Raw genomic sequence first — 16,965 nt, 5'->3', positions numbered from 1 at the left:
ACCGCAAGCCGGTTCGTCAGCGCATCGCCATCGTCGCCGCCGGCCCGATCGCCAACTTCCTTCTCGCGCTGCTGTTCTTCTGGGTGCTGGCCATGCTCGGCTCGCAGCAGGTGCGTCCGGTCATCGGGCATGTCGAGGAAGGCAGCCTGGCGGCGAAGGCCGGGCTGGCTGCCGGGCAGGAGATCGTCGCCATCGACGGCGACCCGGTGGTGGGTTGGTCGCAGGTCAACCTGCAACTGGTGCGTCGCCTCGGTGAGAGTGGCGTCCTGGATATCGTCACCCGCGTCGATGACGGCAGTGCCGAGCAGATGCATCAGTTGGCCCTCGCCCGTTGGCTGAAAGGCGCCGACGAGCCGGACCCGCTGGGGTCGCTTGGGATTCGTCCCTGGCGCCCGGCGTTGCCGCCGCTGCTGGCGCAGTTCGATCCGGAAGGTCCTGCCCAGGCGGCCGGGTTGAAGGCGGGTGATCGCCTGCTTGCGCTGAATGACGAACCCATCGACGACTGGCAGCAGGTCGTGGACAAGGTGCGCGCGCATCCGGGCGAGGCGGTCAGCTTCGCCATCGAGCGCGACGGTCAGCGCCTTGACGTGCCGGTTACCCTGGGCGTGCGCGGCGAAGGCGAGGCACGCAGCGGCTATCTTGGCGCGGGCGTGAAGGGTGGCGAATGGCCGGCGGACATGCTTCGCGAAGTCAGCTACGGCCCGCTCGATGCGGTAGGCCAGGGGCTCCAGCGAACCTGGACGATGAGCGTCCTAACCCTCGACTCGCTAAAGAAAATGCTCTTCGGCGAACTCTCGGTAAAAAACTTGAGCGGGCCGATAACCATTGCTAAAGTGGCCGGCGCTTCGGCCCAGTCGGGTGTTGGGGACTTCCTGAATTTCCTCGCCTACCTGAGCATAAGCTTGGGGGTTCTCAATCTTTTGCCGATCCCTGTCCTCGATGGTGGACACCTGCTTTTCTATCTGATCGAGTGGACGCGCGGGCGTCCCTTGTCCGAGCGGGTCCAGGGCTGGGGAGTGCAGATCGGTATCAGCTTGGTCGTCGGCGTTATGCTGCTCGCCTTGATCAACGACATTGGTCGCCTGTGACGCGTCGCTGAATTTTCGAATCTGCCGCTGATTGCGGCAGATTCATTATTACCAGTTGGAAAACAAGGACTTCATGAAACGCCTGCTCCTAACTGCGGTGCTTGCCGCACTCATGATTGCCGAGGTTCACGCCGAGTCCTTCACCATCTCCGATATCCGCGTCAACGGCCTGCAGCGGGTCTCCGCCGGCAGCGTCTTTGGTGCCTTGCCGCTGAACGTCGGCGATCCGGTCGATGACCGTCGTCTGGTGGAGGCCACACGAGCCCTGTTCAAAACCGGTTTCTTTCAGGATATCCAGCTCGGCCGTGACGGCGAGGTGCTGGTAATCAACGTGGTCGAGCGCCCCTCGATTTCCGGTATCGAGATCGAAGGCAACAAAGCGATCTCCACCGACGATCTGATGAAGGGGCTGAATCAGTCCGGCCTCTCCGAGGGCGAGATTTTCCAGCGTGCCACGCTCGAAGGTGTGCGCAACGAACTGCAGCGCCAGTACGTTGCCCAGGGCCGCTACTCGGCCGAGATCAAGACCGAGGTGATTCCCCAGCCGCGCAACCGCGTGTCGCTGAAGATCGACATCAACGAAGGCACGGTCGCCGCGATCCAGCACATCAACGTGGTCGGCAACACGGTGTTCTCCGACGAGGACCTGTCCGACCTGTTCGAACTGAAGACCAGCAACTGGCTGTCGTTCTTCAAGAACGACGACAAGTACGCCCGCGAAAAACTCTCCGGTGACCTCGAGCGCCTGCGTTCCTATTACCTGGACCGCGGCTACATCAACATGGATATCTCTTCCACCCAGGTGTCCATCACGCCGGACAAGAAACACGTCTACATCACCGTCAACGTCGACGAAGGCCAGAAGTACAGCATCCGCGAGGTGAAACTCTCCGGTGACCTCAAGGTGCCCGAGGAGGACGTCAAGTCGCTGCTGCTGGTCAAGCCGGGCCAGGTGTTCTCGCGCAAGATCATGACCACCACGTCCGAGCTGATCACCCGCCGGCTGGGTAACGAGGGCTACACCTTCGCCAACGTCAACGGCGTGCCGCAGGCGCATGATGAGGACCACACCGTCTCGATCACCTTCGCCGTCGATCCGGGCAAGCGTGCCTACGTCAACCGCATCAACTTCCGTGGCAACACCAAGACCGAAGACGAAGTGTTGCGTCGAGAAATGCGCCAGATGGAAGGCGGCTGGGCTTCGACCTACCTGATCGACCAGTCGAAGACACGTCTCGATCGTCTGGGCTTCTTCAAGGAGGTCAACGTCGAAACCCCGCAGGTGCCGGGTGTCGACGACCAGATCGACGTCAACTATTCCGTGGAAGAGCAGCCGTCTGGCTCGATCACCGCCAGCGTCGGTTTTGCGCAGAACGCCGGCCTGATCCTCGGTGGTTCGATCAGCCAGAACAACTTCCTCGGTACTGGTAACAAGGTCAGCATCGGCTTGACCCGCAGCGAGTACCAGACCCGCTACAACTTCGGCTTCGTCGATCCCTACTGGACCGCCGATGGCGTGAGCCTGGGCTACAACGCCTTCTACCGCACCACCGACTACGACGAGCTCGACGTCGACGTGTCGAGCTACTCGGTCGACAGCCTGGGCGCCGGCGTGAACATCGGTTACCCGATCAGCGAGACTTCGCGCCTGACCTACGGCCTGACCGTGCAGCAGGACAGCCTGGATACCGGTCGCTACACCGTCGACGAGATCCTTTCGTTCCTCGAGAACGAGGGTGACAACTTCCTCAACGTCAAGGGTTCCATCGGCTGGTCCGAGTCGACCCTCAACCGCGGTACCCTGGCGACTCGTGGCCACTCCCAGAGCCTGACCTTCGAGACGACCCTGCCGGGCAGCGACCTGTCGTTCTACAAGATCGACTACCGCGCCCAATGGTTCAAGCCGATCACCACCAACTACACCATGCGCCTGCATACCGAGCTGGGCTATGGCGATGGCTACGGTTCCACCTCGGGCCTGCCGTTCTACGAGAACTACTACGCGGGTGGTTTCAACTCCGTACGCGGTTTCGAGGACAGCACCCTGGGCCCGCGCAGTACGCCCAGCGTTGCGCGTAATGCCGACGGCTCCATACGCACTGACGGTACGCCCGGTCCCGATGGCCGCTATACCGACGACGACAGTCCGGAAGCGTATGGTGGTAACGTCCTGATCCAGGGCGGTGCGGAGATTCTCTTCCCGCTGCCGTTCGTCAAGGACCAGCGTTCGCTGCGCACCGCATTGTTCTGGGACGTCGGTAACGTGTTCCTGACCAAGTGCCCCACCAAGACTGCATCCACGCAGTACATGAACACGCAGGGCTGTGGCGATATCGACTTCGGCAATCTGGCCAGCTCCGTGGGTGTAGGCCTGACCTGGATCACCGCCATGGGTCCGCTGAGCTTCAGCCTGGCGATGCCGGTGAAGAAACCGGATGATGCTGACATGCAGGTCTTCCAGTTCTCGCTGGGTCAGACGTTCTAACTTTTACTTGTTAACCGTAAGTGTTACCTGGAGTACATCGTGCGTAAGTTGACTCAACTGGTTCTGATCTTCGCCGCTTTCATGGCGACCCCGGCCTTCGCCGAAATGAAAATCGCGGTTCTGAACTACCAGATGGCGCTACTCGAATCCGACGCAGCCAAGAAGTACGCCGTGGATGCCGAGAAGAAATTCGGCCCGCAGCTGACCAAGCTGAAGACCCTGGAAACCGACGCCAAGAACATCCAGGACAAACTGGTCAAGGGTGGCGACAAGGTACAGACCGCCGAGCGCGAGCGCATGGAGCTCGAGTTCAAGCAAAAGGCCCGTGACTTCCAGTTCCAGTCCAAGGAGCTGAACGAAGCCAAGGCCGTTGCCGACCGCGAGATGCTCAAGCAGCTCAAGCCCAAGCTGGACCAGGCCGTCGAAGAAGTGATCAAGAAAGGCGCGTTCGACCTGGTGTTCGAGCGTGGTGCGGTCATCGATGTCAAACCTCAGTACGACATCACCCGCCAGGTCATCGAGCGCATGAACCAGCTGCGCTGAAATGACGGCCAACCTCTACACGCTCGGCCAGCTGGCTGAGCGTCTGGGAGCCACCTTGCATGGCTCCGCAGACAAACCGGTCGCAGGGCTGGCCTCCTTACAGGATGCCGGCCCTGATCAGTTGAGCTTCCTGGCCAATCCGCAGTACCGCAAGCACCTGTCGATCACCCGTGCCGCGGCGGTGCTACTCAAGCCCGCCGATGCCGAAGGTTTCTCCGGCGATGCGCTGCTGGTGGCCGATCCGTACCTGGCGTACGCGCAACTCTCGCACCTGTTCGACCGCAAGCCGCAGGCACCTGCCGGCGTGCATCCGACCGCCGTGGTCGCCGCCGATGCCGTGGTGGAAGCCGGGGCCACGGTGGGCGCCTACGCCGTGATCGAGAGCGGCGCGCGTATCGCCGCGGGAACTAGCATTGGCGCGCACTGCTTCATCGGGGCGCGCAGCGTGGTCGGTGCGGGTGGCTGGCTGGCACCGCGCGTCACGCTCTATCACGACGTGCGCATCGGCGAGCGGGTGGTCATCCAGTCGGGCGCGGTGATCGGTGGCGAGGGCTTCGGCTTCGCCAACCAGAAGGGCGTCTGGCAGAAGATCGCGCAGATTGGCGGCGTGAGCATCGGTGACGACGTGGAGATCGGGGCCAACACCACGATCGACCGCGGCGCTCTGGCGGACACTCTGATCGGCAATGGCGTGAAGCTGGACAACCAGATCATGGTTGCGCACAACGTGCAGATCGGCGATCACACCGCGATGGCCGGTTGCGTCGGAATTTCCGGCAGCACCAAGATCGGCAGCCACTGCATGATCGCCGGTGGCGTCGGCATGGTCGGCCACATCGAGGTTTGCGATAACGTTTTCGTCACCGGAATGACCATGGTCACCCGCTCCATCACCGAGCCGGGCGCATACTCGTCGGGCACGGCGATGCAGCCGGCTGGCGAGTGGAAGAAGAGCGCAGCGCGGATTCGTCAGCTCGACGACATGGCGCGCCGCCTACAGCAACTGGAAAAGCGCCTGGCGTCCGTGACCCCAGGCGGGGAAGCTCCATCAGAAGCCTGATCGATTCGCTTCTGCGCATCCCCCACCTCATACAGGCTCCCCCGGAAATGATGGACATCAACGAGATTCGCGAATACCTGCCGCACCGCTACCCGTTCCTGCTTGTGGACCGGGTTGTCGACCTGGATGTTGAAGGCAAGCGCATTCGCGCCTACAAGAATGTCAGCATCAACGAGCCGTTCTTCAACGGGCACTTCCCGCAGCACCCGATCATGCCTGGCGTGCTGATCATCGAGGCGATGGCCCAGGCCGCCGGTATCCTTGGCTTCAAGATGCTCGACGTGAAGCCGGCCGACGGTACGCTCTATTACTTCGTAGGGTCGGACAAGCTGCGTTTCCGTCAGCCCGTGCTGCCGGGTGACCAGTTGATCCTCGAGGCGCGCTTTCTCAGCGTCAAACGCAGCATCTGGAAGTTCGAGTGCCAGGCCAGCGTCGATGACAAGGCGGTCTGCTCGGCCGAAATCATCTGTGCGGAACGCAAGTTATGAGTTTGATTGACCCTCGCGCGATCATCGACCCGACGGCAAGGCTGGCAGACGACGTTCAAGTCGGCCCCTGGTCCATCGTCGGCGCCGATGTGGAAATTGGCGAGGGAAGCGTGATCGGCCCGCATGTGATCCTCAAAGGGCCGACACGGATTGGCAAGCACAACCGCATCTACCAGTTCTCCTCGATCGGCGAAGACACGCCCGATCTGAAGTACAAGGGCGAGGCGACGCGCCTGGTGATCGGCGATCACAACGTGATCCGCGAGGGCGTCACCATCCACCGCGGCACCGTGCAGGATCGCTCCGAGACGACGATCGGCGACCACAACCTGATCATGGCCTATGCCCACATCGGCCATGACAGCGTGATCGCCAACCACTGCATCCTGGTCAACAACACCGCGCTGGCCGGGCACGTGCACATGGACGACTGGGCGATCCTCTCCGGCTACACCCTGGTCCATCAGTTCTGCCACATCGGCGCGCACAGTTTTTCCGGCATGGGCACGGCGATCGGCAAGGACGTCCCGGCATTCGTCACCGTGTTCGGCAATCCCGCTGAAGCCCGCAGCATGAACTTCGAGGGTATGCGCCGCCGCGGCTTTTCCGCCGAGGCCATCCAGGCGCTGCGCCGCGCCTACAAGGTGGTCTACCGCCAGGGGCTCACCGTGGACCAGGCGCTCGCCGAGCTGGCCGAATCCGCCGCGCAGTTTCCCGAAGTCGCGATCTTCCGCGATTCGGTGATGACGTCCACCCGCGGCATCACCCGCTGATCCCATGAGCAGGCCATTGCGCATCGCCCTGATCGCCGGCGAAGCGTCCGGGGACATTCTCGGCGCCGGTTTGATGCAGGCGCTCAAGGCTCGGCACCCGCAGGTCGAATTCATCGGTATCGGCGGGTCGCGGATGATCGCCGAAGGGCTGAATTCCTATTTCCCCATGGAGCGCCTGGCGGTGATGGGCCTGGTCGAAGTGCTGGGGCGCCTGGCCGAGCTGCTGGCGCGTCGTCGACGCCTGGTCGCCACGCTGATCGAGCAGCGCCCGGACGTGGTGATCGGCATCGATGCGCCGGACTTCAACCTCGGTCTGGAGTTCAAGCTGCGTCGTGCCGGGATTCGTACCGTGCACTACGTCAGCCCGTCGGTGTGGGCCTGGCGGCAGAAGCGGGTGTTCAAGATCCGTGATGCCTGCGACCTGATGCTCACGCTGTTCCCCTTCGAGGCGCGTTTCTACACCGAACACCATGTGCCGGTGCATTTCGTCGGTCATCCGTTGGCCGATGCGATTCCTCCCGAAGTCGACCGCGCCGCGGCGCGGCTGGCGCTAGGGCTTCCCCTCGAAACGCCGGTCATTGCTTTGCTGCCGGGCAGCCGCGGCGGTGAAGTCGGGCGGCTTGGCGGGCTGTTCCTCGACACCGCAGAGCGCCTGCTGGCCAGCCGTCCCGACCTGCGGTTCGTGCTGCCCTGCGCCAGCCCCGAACGGCGCGCGCAGCTCGAGCAGATGCTGGTCGGGCGCGATCTGCCGCTGAGCCTGCTCGACGGTCAGTCCCACGAGGCGCTCGGCGCCTGCGACGCGGTGCTGATCGCCTCGGGCACCGCGACCCTCGAGGCGCTGCTGTGCAAGCGGCCGATGGTGGTGGCTTACAAGGTCGCGCCGCTGACCTATCGAATTCTTAGCCGCCTGGTCAGGAGTCCCTACGTGTCGCTGCCCAACCTGCTCGCCGGTCGCCTGTTGGTGCCCGAGTTGCTGCAGGACGCGGCGACGCCCGAAGCGCTGGCCGCCGAGCTCCTGCCGTTGCTGGACGGCGGCGAGGCGCAAACCGAGAGCTTCGATGCCATTCACCGCACGCTGCGCCGCGATGCCTCGGCCGAGGCAGCGAGTGCGGTGTTGCAACTGGTGGAGCGCAGCTGATGCAGATGGGCCTGGATTTCAGCCTGGTGGAAGAGCTGGTCGCCGGTGTCGACGAGGTCGGCCGCGGCCCGCTGTGTGGCGCGGTGGTCACCGCCGCGGTGATCCTCGATCCGGCGCGGCCGATCCTCGGTCTGAACGACTCGAAGAAACTCAGCGAGGCCCGTCGCGAGCGGCTCTTCGACGAGATCCGCGAGAAGGCGCTGGCCTGGTGCATCGGCCGCGCCGAGGTGGAGGAGATCGATTCCCTGAACATTCTCCACGCCACCATGCTGGCCATGCAGCGCGCGGTCGAAGGCCTCGGCATCAAGCCGAAGCTGGCGCTGATCGACGGCAATCGCTGCCCAAAACTCGGCGTGCCCAGCGCCGCCGTGGTCCAGGGCGACTCCAAGGTGCCGGCGATCGCCGCCGCTTCGATCCTGGCCAAGGTCAGCCGAGACCGCGAAATGGGCGTACTCGAGCAGCAGTACCCCGGATATGGCTTCGCCGCGCACAAGGGCTACGCCACCGCCGAACACCTGGACGCGCTGCGTCGCCTGGGGCCGACGCCGATCCACCGGCGCTCCTTCGCGCCGGTGCGCGAAGCCTGGCTGGCCATCGAGGCGCAGACCAGCGAGCAGGTTCCCTCGTTCTTCTGAGCGCGTTCCGCGCCGTCCCGCCGGTTCGTCGCCCGCCCCCCTGAGCCTCCCCGCACCGGGCAAAACCGTTACAATCCCACCCCTGTTTTTTGCCCCGCTGAAGGTTTCCGCCATGCCCGCTTCGTTCGTCCACCTGCGCCTGCATACCGAGTTTTCCCTGGTGGATGGGCTGGTTCGGGTCAAGCCGCTGGTCAAGGCGGTGGCGGGTAAGGGCATGCCGGCGGTGGCGGTCACCGACCAGAACAACATGTGTTCGCTGGTGAAGTTCTACAAGGCGGCGATGGGCGCCGGCATCAAGCCGATCTGTGGCGCGGACATCTGGATGGCCAGCCGTCACGAGGACGGCCCGCTGACCCGGCTGACGCTGTTGGCGATGAGCCCCAAGGGTTACCGGAATCTCACCGAGCTGGTTTCGCGCGGCTGGACCGATGGCCAGAGCAACGACATGGTGATCATCCAGCGCGACTGGGTGAAGGAAGCCGCCGAAGGGCTGATCGCGCTGTCCGGCTCCAAGGAAGGCGAGATCGGCCTGGCGCTGCTCGCCGGCGACGAGCGCGAAGCGGATGCGCTGCTCGCCGAATGGCAGGCGGTGTTTCCCGAGCGTTTCTATCTGGAGATCCAGCGCACCAGTCGGGTCAACGACGAGGAGCACCTGCACGCCGCCGTGGCCCTCGCCGAGCGCGGCGGTGCCTCGCTGGTGGCGACCAACGACGTGCGCTTCATTAAGCAGGAGGACTTCGAGGCCCACGAAACCCGCGTGTGCATCGGCGAAGGCCGTGGCCTCGACGATCCGCGCCGGCAGCGCAACTATTCGGACCAGCAGTACCTGAAGAGCCCGGAGGAAATGGCCGAGCTGTTCAGCGACCTGCCCGAGGCGCTGGAAAACACCGTCGAGATCGCCAAGCGCTGCAACATCGAGGTGCAGCTGGGCAAGTATTTCCTGCCCAACTTCCCGGTGCCGGACGGCATGACCATGGACGAGTACTTCCGCAAGGTCTCCTTCGACGGCCTCGACGAGCGCCTGGAAGTGCTGCTGCCCAAGGACACCCCGGACTACGACGCGAAGAAGCAGGTCTACATCGACCGGCTGAATTTCGAGCTGGATATCATCATCCAGATGGGCTTCCCCGGTTACTTCCTGATCGTCATGGACTTCATCCAGTGGGCCAAGCGCAACGGCGTGCCGGTGGGGCCGGGGCGTGGATCGGGTGCCGGTTCGCTGGTCGCCTACGTGCAGAAGATCACCGATCTCGATCCGCTGGCCTACGACCTGCTGTTCGAGCGCTTCCTCAACCCCGAGCGGGTCTCCATGCCCGACTTCGACGTCGACTTCTGCATGGACGGTCGCGACCGGGTGATCGACTACGTCGCCGAGAAATACGGGCGCAACGCAGTGAGCCAGATCATCACCTTCGGCACCATGGCGGCCAAGGCGGTGGTGCGCGACGTGGCGCGGGTGCAGGGCAAGTCCTACGGCCTGGCCGACCGCCTGTCGAAGATGATTCCCTTCGAGGTCGGCATGACCCTGGAGAAGGCCTACGAGATGGAGGAGCCGCTGCGCGACTTCCTCAAGGTCGACGAAGAGGCGGCGGAAATCTGGGAGATGTCGCTCAAGCTCGAGGGCATCTGCCGCGGCACCGGCAAGCACGCCGGTGGCGTGGTCATCGCGCCGACGAAGCTCACCGACTTCTCGCCGATCGCCTGCGACGAGGAGGGTGGCGGCCTGGTGACCCAGTTCGACAAGGACGACGTCGAGCAGGCCGGCCTGGTCAAGTTCGACTTCCTCGGGCTGCGCACCCTGACCATCATCAAGTGGGCACTGGAGACCATTCACCGCGAGCAGCGGCGCAAGGGCGTGTCCGAGCAGGATCTGGTCAACATCGACTTCATTCCGCTGGACGACAAGGCCACCTACGCGATGCTGCAGAAGGCCGAGACCACGGCCGTGTTCCAGCTCGAATCGCGAGGCATGAAGGAGCTGATCAAGAAGCTCAAGCCAGACTGCCTGGAAGACATGATCGCGCTGGTGGCGCTGTTCCGCCCCGGCCCGCTGCAGTCGGGCATGGTGGACGATTTCATCAACCGCAAGCACGGTCGCGAGCCGCTTTCCTACCCGCACCCGGATTACCAGTACGCGGGCCTGGAACCCGTGCTCAAGCCCACCTACGGCATCATCCTGTATCAGGAACAGGTGATGCAGATCGCCCAGGTGATGGCCGGCTACACGCTCGGCGGTGCCGACATGCTGCGCCGCGCGATGGGCAAGAAGAAGCCCGAGGAAATGGCCAAGCAGCGCGGCGGCTTCATCGAAGGCTGCGCGCGCAACAACATCGACGCCAACCTCGCCGGCAACATCTTCGACCTGGTGGAAAAGTTCGCCGGCTACGGCTTCAACAAATCCCACTCGGCCGCCTACGGGCTGGTCTCCTACCAGACCGCCTGGCTCAAGGCACATCACCCGTCGCCGTTCATGGCCGCCGTGCTCTCGGCGGACATGCACAACACGGAGAAGGTCGTGACCCTGATCGAAGAGTGCCGCAGCATGAAGCTGCGCATTCTCGCGCCGGACGTGAACAACTCCGAGTTCAAGTTCACCGTGGATGACGACGGCCGCATCGTATATGGCCTGGGCGCCATCAAGGGCGTCGGCGAAGGTCCGGTGGAAGCGATTTCCGAATGCCGTAGCGAAGGCGGGCCGTTCACCGACCTGTTCGACTTCTGCGCCCGCGTCGACCTCAAACGCATCAACAAGCGCACCCTCGAGGCGCTGATTCGGGGCGGTGCGCTGGACCGCCTCGGGCCGTACTTCTTCGAGGAGCCCAAGGCCTACCAGGCCAACATCGACCGGAACCGCGCGGTGTTGCTGGCGGCGATGGAGGAGGCGGTGCAGGCCGCCGAGCAGACCGCGCGCAGCCACGACAGCGGGCACATGGACCTGTTCGGCGGGCTGTTCTCCGAGCCGGAGGCAGATGTCTACGCCAACCACCGCAACGCCCGGGAGCTGTCGCTCAAGGAACGTCTGCGCGGCGAGAAGGAGACCCTCGGGCTCTATCTCACCGGCCACCCGATCGATGAATACGAAGGCGAGGTGCGGCGTTTCGCCCGCCAGCGCATCGTCGAGCTGAAGCCGGCGCGCGACACACAGACCGTCGCCGGGCTGATCGTCGCGTTGCGCGTGATGAAGAACAAGAAGGGCGACAAGATGGGCTTCATCACCCTCGACGACCGCTCCGGCCGCATCGAGGCCTCGCTGTTCGCCGAAGCCTTCAACACCGCCAGCGCGCTGCTGCAGACCGATGCGCTGGTGGTGGTCGAGGGCGAAGTCAGCAACGACGACTTCTCCGGCGGCCTGCGCCTGCGCGCCAAACGCGTGATGAGCCTCGAGGAGGCGCGGACCGGGCTGGCCGACAGCCTGCGGGTCAAGGTCGCCGCCGACGCGCTCAAGGGCGATCGCCTGCGCTGGCTGGCCGACCTGTGCGGACGCCACCGCGGCTCCTGCCCGATCACCATGGACTACACCGGCAGCGAGGCGCGCGCCCTGTTGCAGTTCGGCGAAAGCTGGCGAATCGAGCCGGCGGACAACTTGATCCAGGCATTGCGTGACCAGTTCGGGCGCGACAACGTCTTCCTGCACTACCGTTGACCGCAGGAGTCCAACTCCTGCGCCCAACTCGACCCGGAGCGCCCGATCCCGTAAGGTAGGGCGCCAAAAACGGAACAGCTTCTCGGCCGCCTGGCCGTCGACGCATGACGGATGCCTATGAACCCGAACTTTCTCGATTTCGAACAGCCGATCGCCGACTTGCAAGCCAAGATCGAAGAACTGCGCCTGGTCGGTAACGACAATTCGCTGAACATCGGCGACGAAATTGCCCGCCTGCAGGACAAGAGCGAATCGCTCACCGAAAGCATCTTCGGCAACCTCAGCAGCTGGCAGATCGCCCAACTCGCCCGCCATCCGAAGCGTCCTTACACGCTCGACTACATCGAACACGTGTTCAGCGAGTTCGACGAGCTGCACGGCGACCGCCACTTCTCAGACGATGCCGCCATCGTCGGCGGCGTAGCCCGCCTGAACGACGCTCCGGTAATGGTCATCGGCCACCAGAAGGGCCGCGAAGTGCGAGAGAAGGTCCGCCGCAATTTCGGCATGCCGCGCCCCGAGGGCTACCGCAAGGCTTGCCGCCTGATGGAAATGGCCGAGCGCTTCAAGATGCCGATCCTGACCTTCATCGACACGCCCGGCGCCTACCCCGGGATCGATGCCGAAGAGCGCAACCAGAGCGAAGCCATCGCCTGGAATCTGCGCGTGATGGCGCGGCTGAAGACGCCGATCATCGCCACGGTCATCGGCGAGGGCGGTTCCGGCGGCGCGCTGGCCATCGGCGTCTGCGACCAGTTGAACATGCTGCAGTACTCGACCTACGCGGTGATCTCCCCGGAAGGCTGCGCCTCGATCCTCTGGAAGACCGCCGAGAAGGCCCCCGACGCCGCCGAGGCCATGGGCATCACCGCCGAGCGCCTGAAAGGCCTTGGCATCGTCGACAAGGTGATCGGCGAGCCGCTGGGCGGCGCGCACCGCAATCCGGCCGCCATGGGCGCCAACCTGCGTGACACGCTGAGCGAGCAACTGGCGTTTCTCAAGGACATGGACCAGGACGCACTGCTCGAGCGCCGTTACGCGCGCCTGATGAGCTACGGCGTCGCCTGACGCCCGTCCCCGGCGAGGCGTCCGCTGAAGCGGGTGCGCCGCCGGGCAGGTCTTTCGCCCTCCCGGGTCGGCTCCCCTTCGAGGCCGCCAGCATGAACCTCGAAACCCATCTTCTCGCCGCCCTCGCGCCTTGGCGCTCCGCCACGGCGTGGCGGGTGGCATTCTCCGGCGGGCTCGATTCCAGCGTTCTCCTGCACCTGCTCGCCCGGCTCGCCGAGCGCGAGGCGTTGCCGGCGCTTTCCGCCCTCCATGTCCACCACGGCCTGCAGACGGCGGCCGACGCCTGGCCCGCGCACTGTCAGGCGTTCTGCTCGGCGCTCGGTGTCGCGCTGCGGGTCAGCCGGGTGCAGGTCGACTCCCGCGCCAGCCTCGAGCGCGCCGCCCGCGAGGCGCGCTACCGGGCGTTCGCCGAGGGCCTGGGCGAGGGCGAAGTCCTGCTGGTGGCGCAGCATCGCGACGACCAGGCGGAAACCCTGCTGCTGCGTTTGCTGCGCGGCGCCGGCGTGCGCGGTCTGGCGGCGATGCCGGTCAGCCGGGCGCTCGGTCGCGGGCAGCTGGTGCGTCCGCTGCTGGAGGTTCCGCGTCGCGAGCTGGAGGCCTACGCCCGGCAGCACGGGCTGAGCTGGATAGAAGACCCGAGCAACGCCGACCGCCGCTTCGCGCGCAATCACCTGCGCCATGCGGTCTTTCCGCAATTCGACGGGCATTGGCCGCAGGCGGTGCATAACCTGGCGCGCAGCGCCGTGCACCTGCGCGAGGCCCAGGGCCTGCTAGACGAGCGGGCCATCGAAGACCTCGAGGCCGCAACAAGCCCCGCGCCTTTCGCCTGGCTGACGCTGCCCTCGCTGGCGTTGCCGCCCCTGCTGGCACTGTCGTCGGCGCGTCAGCGCAACGCGTTGCGTCACTGGCTGGCGCCGCTGACGCCGATGCCGGACAGCGATCACTGGGCCGGCTGGGACGATCTCTGCGGCGCGGCGGTGGATGCAGCGCCGGTCTGGCGCCTGGGCGGCGGCGAGCTGCATCGCGCCGCGGGGCGGATCTGGTGGCTGTCCGGCATATGGTTGCGCACACCCGCCGAGCCGCCGGCGTGGAGCGATCCTTCGACGCCGCTGCAACTGCCCGGGAACGGCTGCCTCGAATGGCGCGCAACAGCGACGTGCGGCTCGCTGCGGGTGCGTTATCGCCAGGGTGGCGAGCGCCTGGACCTGCCCGGACGAGGGCATCGCGATCTCAAGCGGCTGCTCAGCGAAATGGCGCTGCCGGCGTTCGTGCGCGGGCGTTTGCCGCTGCTCTATCGCGGCGACGAACTGCTCGCGGTGGCGAACCTGCCGGCTCTCGCACCGCGCGCTTCGCAGGGCGGCGAGCTGATCTGGACGCTACCGACGAGCGACCAAGGTTTGAGCTGATAGGGGCTTTCCGGTAGACTACGCTCCCGTCTTATACAGCTTCTGTGCGTCTCCCTCGGAGTTCGCAGAAGTTGGCCATTGCCGCCTCGTGCGCAATCGCTCTTCGCTCCCCTTCGGCGGTCTACCGCCTGAACGCAGACTTCTAGGATCTTTCATGACGCGCTACATCTTCGTCACGGGTGGTGTTGTTTCTTCATTGGGGAAAGGCATCGCTTCGGCTTCATTGGCGGCCATCCTGGAGGCGCGGGGCCTGAAGGTCACCATGCTCAAGCTGGACCCCTACATAAACGTCGATCCGGGCACCATGAGCCCGTTCCAGCACGGTGAGGTGTTCGTCACCCACGACGGCGCCGAGACCGACCTCGATCTGGGCCACTACGAGCGGTTCATCCGCACCACGATGACCCAGAACAACAACTTCACCACCGGCCGCGTCTACGAGGACGTGCTGCGTCGCGAGCGGCGCGGCGACTACCTCGGCGCGACCATCCAGGTGATTCCGCACATCACCGACGAGATCAAGCGGCGCATCATCAAGGGAGCCGGCGATGCCGACGTGGCGATGGTAGAGATCGGCGGAACGGTGGGCGACATCGAATCGCAGCCGTTCCTCGAGGCTATCCGCCAGTTGCGCGTCGAGGTCGGCGCCAAGCGCGCGATGCTGATGCACCTGACCCTGGTGCCCTACATCGCCACCGCCGGCGAGACCAAGACCAAGCCCACCCAGCACTCGGTGAAGGAGCTGCGCTCCATCGGCCTGCAGCCGGACGTGCTGATCTGCCGCTCCGACCATCCGGTGGACGTGTCGTCGCGGCGCAAGATCGCGCTGTTCACCAACGTCGAAGAGCGCGCGGTGATCGGTCTGGAAGACGTGGACACCATCTACAAGATTCCGGCGGTGCTGCACGCCCAGGGCCTGGACGACTTCGTCGTCGAGCGTTTCGGCCTGCAGTGCGGCCCGGCCGACCTGTCCGAGTGGGACCGCGTCGTCGACGCCAAGCTGCACCCGGAAAACGAAGTGACCATCGCCATGGTCGGCAAGTACATGGAGCTGCTGGACGCCTACAAGTCGCTGATCGAGGCGCTGAGCCACGCCGGTATCCAGAGCCGCACCAAGGTCAATCTGCGCTACATCGATTCCGAAGACATCGAGAACCAGGGCACCGGCCTGCTCGAAGGTGTCGATGCCATCCTGGTTCCGGGCGGCTTCGGCCTGCGCGGCGTGGAAGGCAAGATCGCCACCGTCAAATACGCCCGCGAGAACAAGATTCCCTACCTCGGCATCTGCCTGGGCATGCAGGTCGCGGTGATCGAGTTCGCCCGTGACGTGCTGGGCTGGAGCGACGCCAACTCCACCGAGTTCGACAAGGCCTCGGGACATCCGGTGGTCGGCCTGATCACCGAATGGGAGGACGCGGCCGGCAGCGTCGAGGTTCGCAGCGAAGCCTCCGACCTCGGCGGCACCATGCGTCTGGGCGCCCAGGAGTGCCAGCTCGAGAGCGGCTCGCTGGTCCACGATTGCTACGGCAAGGACGTGATCGTCGAGCGTCATCGCCATCGCTACGAAGTGAACAACAACCTGCTGCCGCAACTGATCGAGGCCGGCCTGAAGATCACCGGCCGCTCCGGCGACGGCGCGCTGGTGGAAGTGGTCGAGGCGCCGGATCACCCGTGGTTCGTCGCCTGCCAGTTCCACCCCGAGTTCACCTCCACCCCGCGTGACGGCCACCCGCTGTTCAGCGGCTTCGTGAATGCCGCGCTGGCGCAGAAGGCCCGTAAAGCATGAGCCAGAAGATCATCCGCGTCGGCGACATCGAGATCGCCAACGACAAGCCGTTCGTGCTGTTCGGCGGCATCAACGTGCTCGAATCCCGCGACCTGGCGATGAAGACCTGCGAGGAATACGTGCGGGTCACCGAGAAGCTCGGCATTCCCTACGTGTTCAAGGCCAGCTTCGACAAGGCCAACCGCTCCTCCGTCACCTCGTTCCGCGGCCCCGGTCTGGACGAGGGCATGAAGATCTTCGAGGACGTGAAGAAGGCCTTCGGCGTACCGGTGATCACCGACGTTCACGAGCCGTATCAGGCGCAGCCGGTGGCGGACGTATGCGACATCATCCAGCTGCCGGCCTTCCTCTCGCGGCAGACCGATCTGGTGGTGGCGATGGCCAAGACCGGCGCGGTGATCAACATCAAGAAGGCCCAGTTCCTCGCCCCGCAGGAAATGAAGCACATCCTCGCCAAGTGCGAAGAGGCCGGCAACGACCAGTTGATCCTCTGCGAGCGCGGTTCCAGCTTCGGCTACAACAACCTGGTCGTCGACATGCTCGGCTTCGGCATCATGAAGTCCTTCGAGTACCCGGTGTTCTTCGACGTCACCCACGCCCTGCAGATGCCGGGCGGCCGCGCCGATTCGGCGGGCGGGCGTCGCGCGCAGGTCACCGACCTGGCCAAGGCCGGTCTCAGCCAGGGCCTCGCCGGATTGTTCCTCGAAGCGCATCCGGACCCGGACCACGCCAAGTGCGACGGTCCCTGCGCCCTGCGCCTGGACAAGCTCGAGCCGTTCCTCACCCAGCTCAAGCAGCTGGATGACCTGATCAAGCGCTTCGCCCCCATCGAAACGGCCTGAATTTTCCGTG

13 protein-coding genes are annotated in these 16,965 nt (G+C 64.8%); all 13 read left to right on the top strand.

The genetic code is table 11. The annotated features are described in order from the left end of the window. On the top strand, positions 1–1,088 hold a 1,088-nt coding region (rseP, locus tag QMX85_RS08440), incomplete at its 5' end, for an RIP metalloprotease RseP (RefSeq protein WP_282339801.1). Positions 1,089–1,161: 73 nt separating this feature from the next. Continuing rightward, complete coding sequence (bamA, locus tag QMX85_RS08435) at positions 1,162–3,573, top strand: outer membrane protein assembly factor BamA (RefSeq protein WP_282339799.1); 2,412 nt, start codon at positions 1,162–1,164, stop codon at positions 3,571–3,573. A 39-nt stretch (positions 3,574–3,612) separates the two neighbouring features. Next, positions 3,613–4,116, top strand: coding sequence for an OmpH family outer membrane protein (locus tag QMX85_RS08430; RefSeq protein ID WP_090226651.1), 504 nt, complete (start codon positions 3,613–3,615; stop codon positions 4,114–4,116). 1 nt (position 4,117) lies between these two features. Beyond that, positions 4,118–5,176 carry a UDP-3-O-(3-hydroxymyristoyl)glucosamine N-acyltransferase gene (gene lpxD, locus QMX85_RS08425; RefSeq protein ID WP_282339797.1) on the top strand — a complete coding sequence of 353 codons (1,059 nt, stop codon included), beginning with the start codon at positions 4,118–4,120 and terminating at the stop codon, positions 5,174–5,176. 47 nt (positions 5,177–5,223) lie between these two features. Continuing rightward, positions 5,224–5,664 (top strand): 3-hydroxyacyl-ACP dehydratase FabZ, encoded by a 441-nt coding sequence (fabZ, locus tag QMX85_RS08420; RefSeq protein ID WP_090226657.1) that lies wholly within the window; start codon positions 5,224–5,226, stop codon positions 5,662–5,664. Beyond that, positions 5,661–6,437: an acyl-ACP--UDP-N-acetylglucosamine O-acyltransferase gene (gene lpxA, locus QMX85_RS08415; protein ID WP_273231753.1), complete on the top strand. Its 777-nt coding sequence runs from the start codon at positions 5,661–5,663 to the stop codon at positions 6,435–6,437. The genes fabZ and lpxA overlap by 4 nt, the downstream gene beginning before the upstream one ends. A 4-nt stretch (positions 6,438–6,441) precedes the next feature. After that, a complete protein-coding gene (gene lpxB / locus QMX85_RS08410; RefSeq protein WP_282339795.1) occupies positions 6,442–7,575 on the top strand; it encodes a lipid-A-disaccharide synthase in 1,134 nt (377 codons plus the stop codon). Continuing rightward, complete coding sequence (rnhB, locus tag QMX85_RS08405; protein WP_282339793.1) at positions 7,575–8,210, top strand: ribonuclease HII; 636 nt, start codon at positions 7,575–7,577, stop codon at positions 8,208–8,210. Before lpxB ends, rnhB begins: the two co-directional genes overlap by 1 nt. 112 nt (positions 8,211–8,322) lie before the next feature. Then, positions 8,323–11,853 carry a DNA polymerase III subunit alpha gene (gene dnaE, locus QMX85_RS08400; protein ID WP_282339791.1) on the top strand — a complete coding sequence of 1,177 codons (3,531 nt, stop codon included), beginning with the start codon at positions 8,323–8,325 and terminating at the stop codon, positions 11,851–11,853. A 117-nt stretch (positions 11,854–11,970) separates the two neighbouring features. Next, entirely contained in the window at positions 11,971–12,921 is a 951-nt protein-coding gene (locus QMX85_RS08395; protein ID WP_273231763.1) for an acetyl-CoA carboxylase carboxyltransferase subunit alpha, read from the top strand. A 92-nt stretch (positions 12,922–13,013) separates the two neighbouring features. Next, positions 13,014–14,327, top strand: coding sequence for a tRNA lysidine(34) synthetase TilS (tilS, locus tag QMX85_RS08390; RefSeq protein ID WP_282339789.1), 1,314 nt, complete (start codon positions 13,014–13,016; stop codon positions 14,325–14,327). 154 nt (positions 14,328–14,481) lie between these two features. Further along, on the top strand, positions 14,482–16,113 hold the full coding sequence (locus QMX85_RS08385; protein ID WP_282339787.1) for a CTP synthase: 1,632 nt from the start codon (positions 14,482–14,484) through the stop codon (positions 16,111–16,113). Continuing rightward, a complete protein-coding gene (kdsA, locus tag QMX85_RS08380) occupies positions 16,110–16,955 on the top strand; it encodes a 3-deoxy-8-phosphooctulonate synthase (protein WP_282339785.1) in 846 nt (281 codons plus the stop codon). Before QMX85_RS08385 ends, kdsA begins: the two co-directional genes overlap by 4 nt. The last annotated feature ends 10 nt before the right edge of the window (positions 16,956–16,965 follow it).

Origin of the sequence: Pseudomonas sp. PS02288, assembly GCF_029959715.1 — a bacterium.
In the GTDB taxonomy this organism is placed as follows: domain Bacteria; phylum Pseudomonadota; class Gammaproteobacteria; order Pseudomonadales; family Pseudomonadaceae; genus Pseudomonas_O; species Pseudomonas_O kuykendallii.
This window is presented reverse-complemented; position numbering and strand designations above follow the sequence as displayed.

Coding starts and splice junctions, on each gene's coding strand:
- QMX85_RS08395 (WP_273231763.1), top strand. CDS start 11,971: ATGAACCCGAACTTTCTCGATTTCGAACAGCCGATCGCCGACTTGCAA.
- dnaE (WP_282339791.1), top strand. CDS start 8,323: ATGCCCGCTTCGTTCGTCCACCTGCGCCTGCATACCGAGTTTTCCCTG.
- lpxB (WP_282339795.1), top strand. CDS start 6,442: ATGAGCAGGCCATTGCGCATCGCCCTGATCGCCGGCGAAGCGTCCGGG.
- lpxD (WP_282339797.1), top strand. CDS start 4,118: ATGACGGCCAACCTCTACACGCTCGGCCAGCTGGCTGAGCGTCTGGGA.
- fabZ (WP_090226657.1), top strand. CDS start 5,224: ATGATGGACATCAACGAGATTCGCGAATACCTGCCGCACCGCTACCCG.
- rnhB (WP_282339793.1), top strand. CDS start 7,575: ATGCAGATGGGCCTGGATTTCAGCCTGGTGGAAGAGCTGGTCGCCGGT.
- tilS (WP_282339789.1), top strand. CDS start 13,014: ATGAACCTCGAAACCCATCTTCTCGCCGCCCTCGCGCCTTGGCGCTCC.
- kdsA (WP_282339785.1), top strand. CDS start 16,110: ATGAGCCAGAAGATCATCCGCGTCGGCGACATCGAGATCGCCAACGAC.
- QMX85_RS08385 (WP_282339787.1), top strand. CDS start 14,482: ATGACGCGCTACATCTTCGTCACGGGTGGTGTTGTTTCTTCATTGGGG.
- lpxA (WP_273231753.1), top strand. CDS start 5,661: ATGAGTTTGATTGACCCTCGCGCGATCATCGACCCGACGGCAAGGCTG.
- bamA (WP_282339799.1), top strand. CDS start 1,162: ATGAAACGCCTGCTCCTAACTGCGGTGCTTGCCGCACTCATGATTGCC.